This window comes from Pseudomonas sp. NPDC087612, assembly GCF_044743505.1.
In the GTDB taxonomy this organism is placed as follows: domain Bacteria; phylum Pseudomonadota; class Gammaproteobacteria; order Pseudomonadales; family Pseudomonadaceae; genus Aquipseudomonas.
This window is the reverse complement of the sequence record NZ_JBIUWO010000005.1, coordinates 234,094-247,544: the sequence shown is the minus strand read 5'-3', so window position 1 is coordinate 247,544 and position 13,451 is coordinate 234,094. Positions and strand designations below refer to the sequence as shown.

The window sequence follows — 13,451 nt, the reverse complement described above, 5'->3', positions numbered from 1 at the left end:
TCAGCGCCGGGTGGCGCGAGCACGCAGGTACTCGCGCACTTCGCGCTGGTCGCCGGCAAACTCGATACGCTCGGCCTTGCTCTGGCGCTGGTAGGCGTACATCGGGTCGTAGTACTCGTTGAGCAGGCCGCTGATCCAGGCTCGGTGCAGGTCCACCTCACCCGTGTGAAGCTGCTCTTGCAGCGCTTGCTCGAGTAACGCCGACAACCGCTGATAACGCTCGCCGCCGAGGCGCTTGAGGATGTTGGCCATGCTTTGGGTCAGGCGTTCGGCAAACTGCGTCAGGCCGTTTTCATCCCCGTGCAAGGCAACGAACTCGGCGCTCAGGTCGATCACGTAATCGCGCAGAATCCGCTCGACCCGGTTGTCAAAGCTGTCTTCCAGCCACACCAGCGGGTAGTGCTGCATGCCCTGGTAAAGCTCCAGCGGCAGGGTGCAACTGCCGACGATGCGGCCTTCATCTTCGAGTACAAATTGCTCGACGCCGCGTGCGCGTTTTTTCAGTACGTCGATGGCCAGCTGGTTCTCGAAGTCGATCTGCGCCGGCTGGCCGGTAGCGCGTTTGCCGAAGCTTGAGCCGCGGTGATTGGCGTGGCCTTCCAGATCAAGCGCATTGTCCAGCGTTTGCAGCACCTCGGTCTTGCCGGTGCCGGTGAGGCCGCCGATCAGCACGAAGTCACAGTCGGTTACCGCTTGCTGGGTGGTATGCAGCAGGAAGTTGCGCATCGCCTTGTAGCCGCCGACCACCTTGGGGTAGTGGATGCCGGCTTCAGACTTGAGCCACTGCTGGGCGATCTGCGAGCGCAGGCCGCCGCGAAAGCAGTAGAGGTAACCCTCGGGGTTGGCCCGGGCGAAGGCCGCCCAGGCGGCAATGCGTTGGTCCTTGAGCGGGCCGCTGACCAGTTGATGGCCGAGGGCGATGGCGGCCTGCTGGCCCTGCTGCTTGTAGCAGGTGCCGACCTTCTGCCGTTCAAGGTCGTTCATCAGCGGCAGGTTGATTACGTGGGGGAAGGCGCCCTTGCTGAACTCGACCGGGGCGCGCATGTCCATCATGGCTACATCGTTAAGAAACAGCTGGCGGTAGTCGGTGCAGTTGTCGCGCATCAAAGCACCTCAACTGCATGGCTCTGTCGCTCGACCAGCTCGCCGATTGGCGCCAGGTTCAGGCCCAGTTCGCCGGCCACGGCGAGAAACTCCGCTTCACCCTCTGGCGCCACCGCCACCAGCAGGCCGCCGCTGGTTTGCGGGTCGCACAGTAAGTGCTTTTGCTCGTCGCTCAGCGCGGCGATTTTTTCGCCATAGCTGTCGAAGTTGCGCAGGGTGCCGCCCGGGACGCAGCCCTCACTCAGGTAGTGCTCAACGCTCGGCAGGCGGGGCACCGCGCTGTAGTTCAGGCGGGCGCTGAGGCCGCTGCCGTCGGCCAGTTCCACCAGGTGGCCGAGCAGGCCGAAGCCGGTGACGTCGGTCATGGCCTTGACCCCGGCCAGCTTGCCGAAGCGGCTGCCCGGGGTGTTCAAGGTGCACATCCAGTCGCGGGCCAGGCCCTTGTCCTGGTCGCGCAGCTTGGCTTTTTTCTCGGCGGTGGTGAGGATACCGATGCCCAGCGGCTTGGTCAGGTACAGGCGACAACCGACGGTGGCGGTATCGTTGCGCTTCATGTGGCGCTTTTGCACCACGCCGGTCACGGCCAGGCCGAAGATCGGCTCGGGGGCATCGATGGAGTGGCCCCCGGCGAGTGGAATACCGGCCTCGGCGCAGACGGCGCGGCCGCCACGGATCACTTCACGGGCCACTTCCGGGGCCAGCACGTTGACCGGCCAGCCAAGAATGGCGATGGCCATCAGCGGGTCACCGCCCATGGCGTAGATGTCGCTGATGGCGTTGGTGGCGGCGATGCGGCCAAAGTCATACGGGTCATCGACGATGGGCATGAAAAAGTCAGTGGTCGAAACCACGCCGCGTTCGTCATCGAGGGCGTAGACGGCTGCGTCGTCGCGCGAGGCGTTGCCGACCCAGAGCTTGGGGTCCAGGGCCTGGGTGCCGCTTTCGGCGAGGATCACCTCGAGCATCTTCGGAGAGATCTTGCAGCCACAGCCGGCGCCATGGCTGTACTGGGTCAGGCGAATCGGCTCGCTCATACGCACCTCGAAAATTGGTGAAGGCCCGAGTGTAGCAAAGCTGGTCTTTACGCCGATGCCTCTTATAATTTCCGGGGTGGCCCGTGTGGCCCTTTCCCCGCTATTGAACCGGAGAATCCCCATGCTCAAACGTCCCCTGGCGCTGTTTGCCGGCCTGGTATTGTCGTGCTCGTCCTACCTGGCCATGGCGGCCGACACACTGCGAGTCAGTGCCATCCCTGACGAAGCGCCGACCGAACTGCTGCGCAAGTTCAAGCCATTGGGCGAGTACCTGGAGCAGAAGCTGGGGATGAAGGTCCAGTTTGTGCCGGTGGCCGACTACCCGGCGGTGGTCGAGGCGCTGGCCACCGATCGCCTGGATCTGGCCTGGCTCGGCGGCTTTACGTTCGTCCAGGTACATCTCAAGGACCCGACCGCCACGCCTTTGGTGCAGCGCGAACAGGATGCCAAGTTCACCAGCAAATTCATCACTGCCAATCCTGATGTGAAGAGCCTTGCCGACCTCAAGGGCAAGACCTTTGCCTTCGGTTCTGTTTCGTCCACCTCGGGCAGCCTGATGCCGCGCTACTTCATGCTCAAGAATGACAACATCAAGCCGGAGAGTTACTTCAGCCGCGTTGCCTATTCCGGTGCCCACGACGCCACTGCCGCCTGGGTCCAGGCCGGCAAGGTCGACGCCGGCGTGCTCAACGCCAGCGTCTGGGACAAATTGGTGGCCGCAGGCAAGGTCGATACCAATAAGGTCAAGGTGTTCGCCACCACCCCAAGCTACTACGACTACAACTGGACCGTGCGCGGCAGCCTCGAGCCGGCACTCAAAGTCAGGATCAAGCAGGCCTTCCTCGACCTTGATCCGGCCAAACCTGACGACAAAGTCATCCTCGACCTACAGGCTGCGAGCCGCTTCATCGAAACCAGCCCGGATAACTACAAGGGCATCGAAGAGGCCGCGCGCGCCGCCGACTTGCTGAAATGACCATCCGTTTGCGCGGCGCCAGCCTGCGCCACGGCCAGGTCCAGGCGCTGCACGGCATTGACCTGCAGGTTGGCGTCGGCGAGCGGGTGGCGATCATCGGCCCGTCGGGCGCGGGCAAGTCGAGCTTGCTGCAACTGCTGGGCACGGCCATCGCGCCCAGTACCGGCAACGTAGAGCTGCTCGGCGTGACGCCCTGGCGCTTGTCGGCCGCTGCGCTTCAGCGCCTGCGCGCGCGTATCGCCCTGATCCACCAGACGCCGCCGTTGCCACCACGCCAGCGGGTGGTAACCGCAGTACTGGCCGGGCGCCTGGGACAGTGGAGCACCTTGCGCGGGCTGCTCAACCTGCTGCACCCGACGGATGTCGCCGGTGTGCGCGAGGTGCTGACGACCCTTGGCATGGCCGAGAAGATTTTTGTCCAGTGCGGGCAATTGTCCGGTGGCCAGTTGCAGCGGGTCGGCATTGCCCGCGCGTTGTACCAGCAACCGCAGATTTTGCTGGCTGACGAACCGGTCTCGGCGATGGACCCGGTGCTCGCCGAACACAGCCTGAAAACCCTCAACCAGCATGCCAGCGAACGCCGCGTGACCCTGATCGCCAGCCTGCATGCGGTAGAGCTGGCGCTGGCGCATTTTGCGCGGGTTATCGGTATTCGCGAGGGGCGCATCGTCTTTGACCGCCCGGCGAGCGAGGTGTCCAGCGCCATGCTCGATGCCTTGTATGCCAACGAGCAACTGCTGCCGCCGGCGTTACCGCTGCCGGCCTTGAACCTGCAGATTCCCCGATGCTGAAGGCCGATCGCCGTGACCCGGCGGCGTTGCCCAGGCTATTGTTGGCGCTGCTGGCGATAGCCTTGCTGTGGCCGGGTATCCGCCTCAGCGAGCTCAACCCTGGGGTGCTTCTGCAGGCCGATAACCGCCGGGAGATGGGTAATTTTGTCAGCGCCTTCTGGCCGCCAGCCCATGAAGCGGACTTTCTTCGGCTGCTGCTTGAGGCCACCTTGCAAACCCTGGCCGTAGCCACCGCCGGCATGACCCTGGCGTTGCTGCTGGCGATCCCGGCCAGCCTGCTGGCCAGCCGGGCGCTGTCGTTGCGCGCCGCTTCCCGTGGCGGTCGCCTGGGATTCTGGTCGCGGACCCTGCGTCTGCCGGTGCGCGGCCTGTTGATCTTTTTGCGCAGCGTGCCGGAGATCGTTTGGGCGCTGCTGTTCGTGCGTGCCGTGGGCCTGGGCCCGACCGCCGGGGTGCTGGCCATCGCCATCACCTACAGCGGCATGCTTGGCAAGGTCTATGCCGAGATTTTCGAATCGATCGACCAGCGCCCGGCGCATGCCTTGTTGCAGACCGGCAGCAGCCGCTTGAGCGCGTTCTGCTACGGCATCCTGCCGACTGCGGCGGCGGAGCTGGTGTCTTATACGGTGTACCGCTGGGAGTGTGCGATCCGTGCCTCGGTGGTGATGGGTTTTGTCGGTGCAGGGGGGCTCGGCCAGCAGATCGACCTCTCCATGCGCATGTTCGCCGGCGCCGAGGTGGCGAGCATGCTGCTGACATTTCTGTTGCTGGTATGGCTGGCCGACCAGCTCAGCCGCCTGCTGCGCGGGAGGTTGGCATGAGAGTGCTGATCAATACCGCGCTGGTGCTGGCACTGGTGGCGGCGGTGGCAGCTTCGTTCGCTTACTTGAGCCTTGATCTGCAGGCGCTGTTTGGCAACGGCGGGTTAGGGCAGATGGGCGCTTATGCGCTGCGCTTCCTCAGCCCCGAGCTGAGCCCCGAGCACCTGCGGGCGGTCGCCAAGGGCGCATTGGAAACCCTGGCCATGTCGGGCCTGGGTACTTTGCTAGCGGTGGTGCTCGGGCTGATGCTGGCCTTGCCGGCCGCCGGGCGGTTCGGCTGGCCGCTGCAAGGCGTTGCGCGCCTGCTGCTTAACGCCCTGCGCGCGATACCAGAGCTGGTGTGGGCGGCCTTGACCGTCCTGGCCGCGGGCCTTGGGCCCAATGCCGGGACCCTGGCCCTGGCCTTGCACACCTCAGGTGTTCTCGGCCGGCTGTTCGCCGAGGCACTGGAAAACGCCCCGCCAGAGCCGGCTGCGGCCATTCGTCTGCAAGGCGGCAGCCAGGTCACTGCATTCTGCTTCGGCACCTTGCCTAACCTCTGGCCGCAGATGCTTGCCTACAGCCTGTACCGCTGGGAAAACAACATCCGCATGGCCAGCGTGCTGGGCTTTGTCGGTGCCGGCGGCCTGGGGCAGATGCTCTACACCACCCTGAGCCTGTTCCAGGAAGCCCGGGCCAGCACGGTGATCATCGCCATGCTGGTGCTGGTGCTGCTGGTCGATGCCTTGAGCGATGTGCTCCGGCAGCGCTTTGTGCGGGCTTGAAAGCCGCAGGATGATCAGGGCTTGGGCAGATCATGGCTGGCCCATTCCAGGTAGCGGATGATCCGCTCCTTGTAGTGCAGGTGATCACGCACCACCATCAAGCCGAACCACAGCACCAGCAACACGGCGAAGGTCAACAGGATGACCAGGTTGCCTTTGCCGAACGCCCACAGCTCGGTGAGCTTGGCCTTCTCGGCGGCGATGGTGGCGAGGAAGGTGATGATCGCCACGAACATCGCGTTCTGGGTCAGGTTCAACGACTTGGGCGGGTTTTCGGAGATCTTCGCAAACGCCGCGATCTCGCCAGCCTGGGCTGCACTGACAGCGTTCTGCTCAAGCATCTGCAGGAAATGCGCGTAGCGCAGGTAGCTGTCGCGCTGCAGCAGCGGCTGGCTGGCGATGGCATGGCGTTGATACAGCCTTTTGAACTGCTCGGCGACAAAGTACTCACGGGCCAGCAACATCGCCCACATGCACAGGCTGGTGCTGAGCATCACCGTGACCGGGCCTAGGGGGTGCTGTTGCACGCTGAACGAGGCGCTGACCACCAGGACGGTTGCCAGCACCACCAGCCAGGTCGGCAACAGGTGCGGGGCCAGCGGATTGTTGCGGATGGCGTGCCAATAGTTCGGACGGCTGCGTTTGTAGAGCTGCAGCATTTCGCTCCATTGTTGAAACATCGTTACCTCATGGGCAGGGGCTTACCATGAGGATAACGGCCGCGCCGGGGAAATCATCACTGGGTTTTGGTTGGTGCGTTCTTAGGGAGCGCTCGTAATCAGTGGCCCCGGGCACAGACGAGGGTTGCGCTTGAGAAATGGGCTACGCGAAACAGCGAAGCAGCCGTACCCAGCCACCTCTCTCTTAGTGTCATTGTGCGATCTTCAGGCATCTGCATACCCGGACCAAACTTCTGGCCAGGTGATGAGAGGTGTGGATTGCTGATTGCTTGTTTGTATCCAAAGGGATACATTGGTGTGAGCCTTGAAATATAGTGTTTTGCAGACACCCAGATTTACCTCGTGGTTAGTTTCTGTGCGCGACCTCCGTGCAAGGTTGGCCATCGCACGGCGAATAGAGCGTGCAACGGCAGGAAACCTGGGGGATGTGAAGTCCGTCGGTGGCCAGGTTTCCGAGATGCGCATCGATGTGGGTGCGGGTTATCGGGTGTACTTCACGGTTCGGGACGGGATGGTCATTGTTTTGTTGGCAGGGGGTGACAAGTCATCTCAATCTGCTGATATCCAACTAGCCAGGAAGTTGGCCAAGGAAATCTGATATGAGCTTGTCACTCACCACCTTTGATATGGCAGCCTTGCTCGATAGTGATGAAGCTATCAGCGAGTACCTTTCCCAAGTTCTGGCGGATGGAGATCATGACGAACTGATACGTGCCCTTGGCCATATCGCCAAGGCGCGCGGCATGAGTCAGATTGCAAGCGCAAGTGGGTTGGGGCGCGAGAGTCTGTACAAGGCATTAACCCCGGGTGCGAAGCCTCGTTTTGATACTGTACTGAAGGTCATTCGAGCGTTAGGGATTGATCTTCTGGCTCATCCTCACACTTCCTCGAGGCTCTGAGCCGCTCGTACTCCACTCGGGTTAGTGGGCAGATTCGCCAACCAGCTCCCCACGCTGCGCATCTCGCTGCATCGACTCCAGATTTCTTTCAATGGTTTCACAAATCGCATCCATCTGAATCTGGTGCTCGATCGGCTACAGCGCCTGCTTCATCTGCACCAGCGCCACCCGCGTATTGCCAGGGCCCTGGCGCTCCTCGATGGCAAAAGGCTCAAAGCCCAGCTGTGGATAAAGCAGCAGCCCGGCGGCATTGCTGTTGAAACACGACACCTGCACCTCGCGCGCTTCGAACTGGCTGCGAGCCAGCTCGATCATGCTCTGCACCAGAAAACGCGCCACGCCATGACCGCGCGCGGCGGGGGCCACCACCACATTGCCGAGGGCGCACACGCCGCCGTGCTCGGCCTTGTAGAAGTTGGCAAAGGCCAGCACCGTCCCGTCGCCCTCGACCACAGTGGAGCCGCTGCGCTGGGCGATGGCCTCGCTCAATTGCGCGGGTGTCAGCGGGTACGCAGCTTTGGGGAACATGTAGAACAGCTCGTCAGGGCCTTGGGGGAAGCAGCAGATGGCAGCGATGTCCTGAGGCTGGACGGGGCGGTGGGTCAATTGCATGGCGCGACTCGATCAGCAAATGAGGGGAACAGTGATCCTACACACTTCGACAAAGCTGGTAATGGAATCCCCACGCTGCGCCAGGGTCCACCTTGATAAGGTGCCCTTCGGCTGCATCGACCCACAAGGAGCAACATCATGAAAGCACTTCTGTTCACCGCCGCCCTGGCAACAGCGGGCCTGGCTCAGGCCCAGACCGTGGAAATGGCCCTGGTGGGCGCCGACGGCAGCGCCAAACCGGTCGGTACCATTACCCTTGAGCAGAATAAGTACGGCACTTTGCTCACGCCTGACCTGCGCGACTTGCCGCCGGGCGTACACGGCTTTCACCTGCACGAAAACCCCTCCTGCGCACCGGCCACCGCCGACGGCAAGACCACGCCGGCAGGTTCTGCGGGCGGGCATTGGGACCCGCAGCAGAGTAAAAAACACCTGGGCCCGTACGACGATGCCGGGCACAAGGGCGACTTGCCCGCCCTGTATGTCAGCGCCGACGGCACCGCCCGCTACCCGGTCCTGGCCCCACGCCTGAAGGCCGACGAGTTCAAGGGCCATGCGCTGATGGTGCATGGCGGCGGCGATAACCACAGCGATCACCCGCAGGCGTTGGGTGGTGGTGGGGCGCGGATTGCGTGTGGGGTGGTGCAATAAAGGGCTATCCACTGCGCAATGCGCTAGGCCTGCACGTGTTGCAATAACGGACTTTCACTGGGGTGCATCATGATCTGCAAAAACGCCATGCGTCCGGTACACCCAGGGGAAGTCCTGCGCGAAGATTTTCAGAGTGAGTTGGGTGTTAGTGTCGCCGCTTTGGCTCGCGCGTTGGGCGTGTCTGCCTCTGCGATAAATGCGGTTCTTTCTCGGCGTCGCGGCGTTTCGGCAGACATGGCCTTGCGCCTCGCCACTTGCCTGGACACTACGCCGGAGTTCTGGCTCAACCTGCAGACGGCGTTTGACCTGCGCACGGCCGAGTTGAATCACGGCGATGAGATCCACCGGCAAGTGCGGCGCCTGGTGGCTTGTGCTTGAATTGCCGGGCACAAAAAAACCGACCCTGGGGTCGGTTTCTTTTTGCGTTTGGTGCCCCGAGGGAGACTCGAACTCCCACTCCTTTCGAAAACGGATTTTGAATCCGCCGCGTCTACCAATTCCGCCATCAGGGCTTGTGGCGGCGAAGTATAGAGAGGCGCCTACCGTTGGTCAATCAGCTTTCATGGTCAATTTTCACGGTTTCGGCTAAACTTTCCGGCCCTGTCGAACCGAACACCATCATGCGCGTCGCCGATTTCTCCTTTGAGCTCCCTGATTCCCTGATCGCTCGCCATCCGCTGGCGCAGCGCCATAGCAGCCGGCTGTTGACCCTGGACGGGCCGAGCGGGGCACTGGCGCATCGCCAGTTCACCGACCTGCTCGAGCATCTGCGCCCGGGCGATCTGATGGTGTTCAACAATACCCGGGTGATTCCGGCGCGTCTGTTCGGCCAGAAGGCCAGCGGCGGCAAGCTGGAAATCCTCGTCGAGCGCGTGCTCGACAGCCACCGGGTACTGGCCCACGTGCGTTCGAGCAAGGCGCCCAAGCCTGGCACGCAGATTCTCATCGATGGCGGTGGCGAGGCCGAGATGTTCGCCCGTCACGATGCGCTGTTCGAGCTGCGTTTTGCCGAAGAGGTACTGCCGCTGCTTGATCGCGTTGGCCACATGCCGCTGCCGCCGTATATCGACCGTCCGGATGAAGGCGCCGACCGCGAGCGCTACCAGACGGTGTACGCCGAGCGCGCTGGCGCCGTGGCCGCGCCAACTGCCGGCCTGCACTTCGACGAAGAACTGCTGGCCAAAATCGCCGCCAAGGGTGTGGAAACCGCCTTTGTCACTTTGCATGTAGGTGCTGGTACCTTCCAGCCGGTGCGGGTCGAGCGCATCGAAGATCACCACATGCATAAAGAGTGGCTGGAGGTCGGCCAGGATGTGGTTGACGCCGTGGCTGCCTGCCGGGCCCGTGGCGGGCGCGTGGTTGCCGTGGGCACCACCAGCGTGCGTTCGCTGGAAAGCGCCGCCCGTGATGGCGAGCTCAAGGCCTTCAGTGGCGATACCGATATCTTCATCTTCCCCGGCCGGCCGTTCCATGTGGTCGATGCCCTGGTGACCAACTTCCATTTGCCTGAATCCACGCTGCTGATGCTGGTTTCGGCCTTCGCCGGTTACCCCGAGACCATGGCTGCCTATGCGGCGGCGGTCGAACACGGGTACCGCTTCTTCAGTTACGGTGATGCCATGTTCATCACCCGCAATCCGGCGCCACGCGGCCCCGAGGATCAAGCATGAGTCGCACCTGTCGTATGTCCTTCGAATTGCTCGCCACTGACGGCAAGGCCCGTCGCGGCCGCCTGACTTTCCCGCGTGGCGTGGTCGAGACCCCGGCGTTCATGCCGGTGGGCACCTATGGCACGGTCAAGGGCATGCTGCCGCGCGACATCGAGGCGATCGGCGCGCACATGATCCTCGGCAACACCTTCCACCTGTGGCTGCGCCCGGGCACCGAGGTGATCAAGGCCCACGGCGACCTGCACGACTTCATGAAGTGGCAGGGCCCGATCCTCACCGACTCTGGCGGTTTCCAGGTGTTCAGCCTGGGCGCCATGCGCAAGATCCGCGAAGAGGGCGTGACCTTCGCCTCGCCGGTCGACGGCTCCAAGGTGTTCATGGGCCCGGAAGAGTCGATGCAGGTCCAGCGTGACCTGGGCTCGGACGTGGTGATGATCTTCGACGAGTGCACCCCGTACCCGGCCGATGAAGACGTCGCCCGGGTGTCCATGGAGTTGTCCCTGCGCTGGGCACAGCGCTCGAAGAACGCCCATGGCGACAGCACTGCGGCGCTGTTCGGCATTGTTCAGGGTGGCATGCACGAGAACCTGCGCATGCGCTCGCTCGAAGGCCTGGAAAAGATCGGCTTCGACGGCCTGGCCATCGGCGGCCTGTCGGTGGGCGAGCCCAAGCACGAAATGATCAAGGTCCTGGACTACCTGCCAGGGCGGATGCCGGCTGACAAACCTCGTTACCTTATGGGGGTAGGCAAGCCGGAAGATCTCGTTGAGGGTGTGCGCCGCGGCGTCGACATGTTCGATTGCGTGATGCCCACGCGCAACGCGCGCAACGGCCATCTGTTTGTCGATACCGGCGTGCTGAAAATCCGTAACGCGTTCCATCGCCATGATGATTCGCCCCTGGACGCGACCTGCGATTGCTATACCTGCCAGAACTTCTCCCGCGCGTATCTGCATCATCTGGATAAATGCGGCGAAATGTTGGGCAGTATGTTGAATACGATCCATAACTTGCGTCATTACCAGCGCTTGATGGCTGGTTTACGCGAGGCTATTCAACAAGGTACATTGGCCGCCTTTGTCGATGCCTTTTACGCCAAGCGCGGGCTGCCTGTGCCGCCCTTGGACTGATGTTCTGTCGATCCCTAACAAGTACTGATTTGCAACTGGAGTGCTAAATGAGCTTTCTGATCCCTGCCGCATACGCGGACGCAGCTGCCCCAGCCGCCGGCCCAGCCGGTACTGGCTTCGAGTGGATTTTCCTGGTCGGTTTCCTGGTCATCTTCTACCTGATGATCTGGCGCCCGCAGGCCAAACGTGCCAAAGAGCAGAAAAACCTGCTGAGCAACCTGCAAAAAGGTGACGAAGTTGTCACCAACGGCGGTATCGCCGGCAAGATCGTCAAAGTTGCCGACGACTTCGTGGTTCTGGAAGTGTCCGACAACGTCGAGCTGAAGTTCCAGAAGGGCGCCGTAGCCGCGACCCTGCCTAAAGGCACGCTCAAAGCGATCTAAGTTTCAGTTTTTTACCAATCGACGGGGCGCGCAAGGCGCCCCGCGTCTTGAACGGGCGGCGTGATGCTGAACAAATACCCTCTGTGGAAATACGCACTGATCCTGGTGGTACTGGCGATCGGTTTTATTTATTCCGCTCCCAACCTCTACCCTGATGATCCGGCCGTTCAGGTCAGCGGTGCCAGTACTGCACTGCAGGTCACTCAGGCCGATCTGGACCGCGTGAGCAAGGCGCTCAACGAGTCCGGTATCCAGGTCAAGGCCGCGAGCCTGGGCGAGAAGGGCAAGGTTGGCCTGGTGCGCCTGAGCAAACAGGAAGACCAACTGCCAGCCAAGGATGTAGTGCGCAAGGCACTGGGCGACGACTATGTAGTAGCGCTCAACCTGGCCCCGACTACCCCGCAATGGCTGCGCAACCTGGGCGCAAGCCCGATGAAGCTGGGCCTGGACCTTTCCGGTGGTGTGCACTTCCTGCTTGAAGTAGACATGGACAAAGCCATGTCGGCGCGCCTGAAAGTCTACGAAGGCGAAGTCAAGAGCCTGCTGCGCAAAGAGCGCGTGCGCTATCGCAGCCTGCCGCAACAAGATGGCGGCATCCAGCTGGGCTTCTCCGATGACGAATCCCGCGAACAGGCCCGTAGCCTGATCCGCAAGAATTTCAACGATTTCGAGCTGACCACCACCGAGCGCAACGGCCTGTCGGTGCTGCGCCTGGCGATTACTCCGGCCAAGGTCGCGGAAATCCGTGAATACTCGATCAAGCAGAACCTGACCACGGTACGTAACCGTGTCAACGAGCTGGGTGTCGCCGAGCCACTGGTTCAGCGCCAAGGTGCCAACCGCATCGTGGTCGAGCTGCCAGGCGTGCAGGACACCGCCGAAGCCAAGCGTATTCTCGGCAAGACCGCCAACCTCGAATTCCGCCTGGGTGCTGAGCCTGGTGCCTCGAAAGCCACCACCGAAACCTTCGAGTTCCGTGAAGGCGGTCGTTCGGCTGCGGTTGAGCGTGGCCTGATCATCACCGGTGACCAGGTGACCGACGCCCAGGCCAGCTTCGACGAGCAGGGCCGTCCGCAGGTGAACATCCGTCTGGATGGTCATGGTGGCGAGCTGATGAGCCGCGCTACCCGTAGCAACGTCGGCCGCAGCATGGCGGTGATCTTCATCGAGCAGCGTCCAACAACGCGCTACGTCAAGCAGATGGTCGACGGCGTCGAGAAAGACGTTGCTGTACAGACTTTCACCGAAGAGAAGAAGATCATCAGCCTGGCGACCATCCAGTCGCCACTGGGCAGCCAGTTCCGCATCACTGGCCTGAACGGTCAGGGCGAGTCGTCGGAACTGGCCCTGCTGCTGCGCGCTGGTGGCCTGGCGGCGCCGATGTACTTTGCTGAAGAGCGCACCATTGGCCCGAGCCTGGGTGCCGACAACATCACCAAGGGTATCGACGCATCCTTGTGGGGCATGCTGTTCGTCTCGCTGTTCATCATGGCCATCTACCGCTTCTTCGGCCTGATCGCGACCATCGCCCTGGCCGGTAACATGGTCATGCTGCTGGCGCTGATGTCGCTGCTGGGGGCAACGCTGACCCTGCCGGGTATTGCCGGTATCGTCCTGACCATGGGTATGGCGGTTGACGCCAACGTGCTGATCTTCTCGCGGATCCGCGAAGAGCTGGCCAATGGCATGTCGGTGCAACGCGCCATCCACGAAGGTTTCAACCGTGCCTACACGGCGATTGTCGACGCCAACCTGACCACCTTGCTGGTCGGCGGCATCCTCTTCGCCATGGGTACCGGCCCGGTCAAGGGCTTCGCGGTTACCATGTCCCTCGGGATTTTCACCTCGATGTTCACGGCCGTCATGGTCACCCGCGCAATGGTCAACCTGACCTGCGGCGGGCGTGATATCAAGAAGCTGTGGGTATAAGGGGCTG

Annotated in this window: 16 protein-coding genes and 1 tRNA gene; 12 read left to right on the top strand and 5 right to left on the bottom strand. The window is 62.4% G+C overall.

Features of this window, described 5'->3' with window-relative positions; translation table 11 throughout:
• Positions 1-1,104, bottom strand: a complete 1,104-nt coding sequence (gene mnmH, locus ACIOVF_RS12380; RefSeq protein WP_401289713.1) for a tRNA 2-selenouridine(34) synthase MnmH — start codon at positions 1,102-1,104, stop codon at positions 1-3.
• Entirely contained in the window at positions 1,104-2,138 is a 1,035-nt protein-coding gene (gene selD / locus ACIOVF_RS12375) for a selenide, water dikinase SelD (protein WP_045196165.1), read from the bottom strand. The genes mnmH and selD overlap by 1 nt, the downstream gene beginning before the upstream one ends.
• Positions 2,139-2,259: 121 nt before the next feature.
• Between selD and ACIOVF_RS12370 the strand changes: the two genes are divergently transcribed.
• From ACIOVF_RS12370 to phnE, 4 genes are read left to right on the top strand one after another with little or no spacing between them, the layout of a single operon-like run.
• Positions 2,260-3,114, top strand: coding sequence for a putative selenate ABC transporter substrate-binding protein (locus ACIOVF_RS12370; protein ID WP_401289710.1), 855 nt, complete (start codon positions 2,260-2,262; stop codon positions 3,112-3,114).
• The gene (locus tag ACIOVF_RS12365; RefSeq protein WP_045196169.1) at positions 3,111-3,905 is read left to right on the top strand and encodes a phosphonate ABC transporter ATP-binding protein; all 795 of its coding nucleotides are present in this window, start codon (positions 3,111-3,113) and stop codon (positions 3,903-3,905) included. Before ACIOVF_RS12370 ends, ACIOVF_RS12365 begins: the two co-directional genes overlap by 4 nt.
• Positions 3,899-4,726, top strand: a complete 828-nt coding sequence (locus tag ACIOVF_RS12360) for an ABC transporter permease (RefSeq protein WP_045196171.1) — start codon at positions 3,899-3,901, stop codon at positions 4,724-4,726. Before ACIOVF_RS12365 ends, ACIOVF_RS12360 begins: the two co-directional genes overlap by 7 nt.
• On the top strand, positions 4,723-5,490 hold the full coding sequence (gene phnE, locus ACIOVF_RS12355) for a phosphonate ABC transporter, permease protein PhnE (RefSeq protein WP_045196173.1): 768 nt from the start codon (positions 4,723-4,725) through the stop codon (positions 5,488-5,490). The genes ACIOVF_RS12360 and phnE overlap by 4 nt, the downstream gene beginning before the upstream one ends.
• Before the next feature lie 14 nt (positions 5,491-5,504).
• On the opposite strand, the gene ACIOVF_RS12350 is transcribed toward phnE, so the two are convergent.
• Positions 5,505-6,170, bottom strand: a complete 666-nt coding sequence (locus ACIOVF_RS12350) for a hypothetical protein (protein ID WP_045196175.1) — start codon at positions 6,168-6,170, stop codon at positions 5,505-5,507.
• Positions 6,171-6,474: 304 nt separating this feature from the next.
• Between ACIOVF_RS12350 and ACIOVF_RS12345 the strand changes: the two genes are divergently transcribed.
• On the top strand, positions 6,475-6,768 hold the full coding sequence (locus tag ACIOVF_RS12345; protein WP_045196177.1) for a type II toxin-antitoxin system RelE/ParE family toxin: 294 nt from the start codon (positions 6,475-6,477) through the stop codon (positions 6,766-6,768).
• A 1-nt stretch (position 6,769) separates the two neighbouring features.
• On the top strand, positions 6,770-7,069 hold the full coding sequence (locus ACIOVF_RS12340) for an addiction module antidote protein (RefSeq protein WP_045196178.1): 300 nt from the start codon (positions 6,770-6,772) through the stop codon (positions 7,067-7,069).
• Between the two features lie 135 nt (positions 7,070-7,204).
• Here the strand turns inward: ACIOVF_RS12340 and ACIOVF_RS12335 are convergent, their stop codons facing one another.
• Positions 7,205-7,681 (bottom strand): GNAT family N-acetyltransferase, encoded by a 477-nt coding sequence (locus ACIOVF_RS12335; protein ID WP_045196180.1) that lies wholly within the window; start codon positions 7,679-7,681, stop codon positions 7,205-7,207.
• Between the two features lie 138 nt (positions 7,682-7,819).
• Between ACIOVF_RS12335 and sodC the strand changes: the two genes are divergently transcribed.
• Positions 7,820-8,332 carry a superoxide dismutase family protein gene (gene sodC, locus ACIOVF_RS12330; RefSeq protein WP_093388085.1) on the top strand — a complete coding sequence of 171 codons (513 nt, stop codon included), beginning with the start codon at positions 7,820-7,822 and terminating at the stop codon, positions 8,330-8,332.
• A gap of 72 nt (positions 8,333-8,404) precedes the next feature.
• Positions 8,405-8,710, top strand: coding sequence for a HigA family addiction module antitoxin (locus ACIOVF_RS12325; protein ID WP_045196588.1), 306 nt, complete (start codon positions 8,405-8,407; stop codon positions 8,708-8,710).
• 49 nt (positions 8,711-8,759) lie between these two features.
• Here the strand turns inward: ACIOVF_RS12325 and ACIOVF_RS12320 are convergent.
• Positions 8,760-8,844 (bottom strand) — tRNA-Leu (locus tag ACIOVF_RS12320).
• A gap of 108 nt (positions 8,845-8,952) precedes the next feature.
• Between ACIOVF_RS12320 and queA the strand changes: the two genes are divergently transcribed.
• The 4 genes from queA to secD all read left to right on the top strand — a co-directional run bounded on the left by queA (position 8,953) and on the right by secD (position 13,444).
• Positions 8,953-10,002 carry a tRNA preQ1(34) S-adenosylmethionine ribosyltransferase-isomerase QueA gene (gene queA, locus ACIOVF_RS12315; protein ID WP_123564392.1) on the top strand — a complete coding sequence of 350 codons (1,050 nt, stop codon included), beginning with the start codon at positions 8,953-8,955 and terminating at the stop codon, positions 10,000-10,002.
• A gap of 14 nt (positions 10,003-10,016) precedes the next feature.
• Positions 10,017-11,132 (top strand): tRNA guanosine(34) transglycosylase Tgt, encoded by a 1,116-nt coding sequence (gene tgt, locus ACIOVF_RS12310; protein WP_162195925.1) that lies wholly within the window; start codon positions 10,017-10,019, stop codon positions 11,130-11,132.
• Between the two features lie 47 nt (positions 11,133-11,179).
• Positions 11,180-11,515: a preprotein translocase subunit YajC gene (gene yajC / locus ACIOVF_RS12305; RefSeq protein WP_010223473.1), complete on the top strand. Its 336-nt coding sequence runs from the start codon at positions 11,180-11,182 to the stop codon at positions 11,513-11,515.
• Positions 11,516-11,578: 63 nt separating this feature from the next.
• The gene (gene secD, locus ACIOVF_RS12300) at positions 11,579-13,444 is read left to right on the top strand and encodes a protein translocase subunit SecD (protein WP_045196186.1); all 1,866 of its coding nucleotides are present in this window, start codon (positions 11,579-11,581) and stop codon (positions 13,442-13,444) included.
• Positions 13,445-13,451 lie beyond the last annotated feature (7 nt).

What these genes read in the sequence shown, in the direction of transcription:
- mnmH (WP_401289713.1), bottom strand. Translation starts at nt 1,104, where the DNA reads ATGCGCGACAACTGCACCGACTACCGCCAGCTGTTTCTTAACGATGTA.
- selD (WP_045196165.1), bottom strand. Translation starts at nt 2,138, where the DNA reads ATGAGCGAGCCGATTCGCCTGACCCAGTACAGCCATGGCGCCGGCTGT.
- ACIOVF_RS12370 (WP_401289710.1), top strand. Translation starts at nt 2,260, where the DNA reads ATGCTCAAACGTCCCCTGGCGCTGTTTGCCGGCCTGGTATTGTCGTGC.
- ACIOVF_RS12365 (WP_045196169.1), top strand. Translation starts at nt 3,111, where the DNA reads ATGACCATCCGTTTGCGCGGCGCCAGCCTGCGCCACGGCCAGGTCCAG.
- ACIOVF_RS12360 (WP_045196171.1), top strand. Translation starts at nt 3,899, where the DNA reads ATGCTGAAGGCCGATCGCCGTGACCCGGCGGCGTTGCCCAGGCTATTG.
- phnE (WP_045196173.1), top strand. Translation starts at nt 4,723, where the DNA reads ATGAGAGTGCTGATCAATACCGCGCTGGTGCTGGCACTGGTGGCGGCG.
- ACIOVF_RS12350 (WP_045196175.1), bottom strand. Translation starts at nt 6,170, where the DNA reads ATGTTTCAACAATGGAGCGAAATGCTGCAGCTCTACAAACGCAGCCGT.
- ACIOVF_RS12340 (WP_045196178.1), top strand. Translation starts at nt 6,770, where the DNA reads ATGAGCTTGTCACTCACCACCTTTGATATGGCAGCCTTGCTCGATAGT.
- ACIOVF_RS12335 (WP_045196180.1), bottom strand. Translation starts at nt 7,681, where the DNA reads ATGCAATTGACCCACCGCCCCGTCCAGCCTCAGGACATCGCTGCCATC.
- sodC (WP_093388085.1), top strand. Translation starts at nt 7,820, where the DNA reads ATGAAAGCACTTCTGTTCACCGCCGCCCTGGCAACAGCGGGCCTGGCT.
- queA (WP_123564392.1), top strand. Translation starts at nt 8,953, where the DNA reads ATGCGCGTCGCCGATTTCTCCTTTGAGCTCCCTGATTCCCTGATCGCT.
- tgt (WP_162195925.1), top strand. Translation starts at nt 10,017, where the DNA reads ATGTCCTTCGAATTGCTCGCCACTGACGGCAAGGCCCGTCGCGGCCGC.
- yajC (WP_010223473.1), top strand. Translation starts at nt 11,180, where the DNA reads ATGAGCTTTCTGATCCCTGCCGCATACGCGGACGCAGCTGCCCCAGCC.
- secD (WP_045196186.1), top strand. Translation starts at nt 11,579, where the DNA reads ATGCTGAACAAATACCCTCTGTGGAAATACGCACTGATCCTGGTGGTA.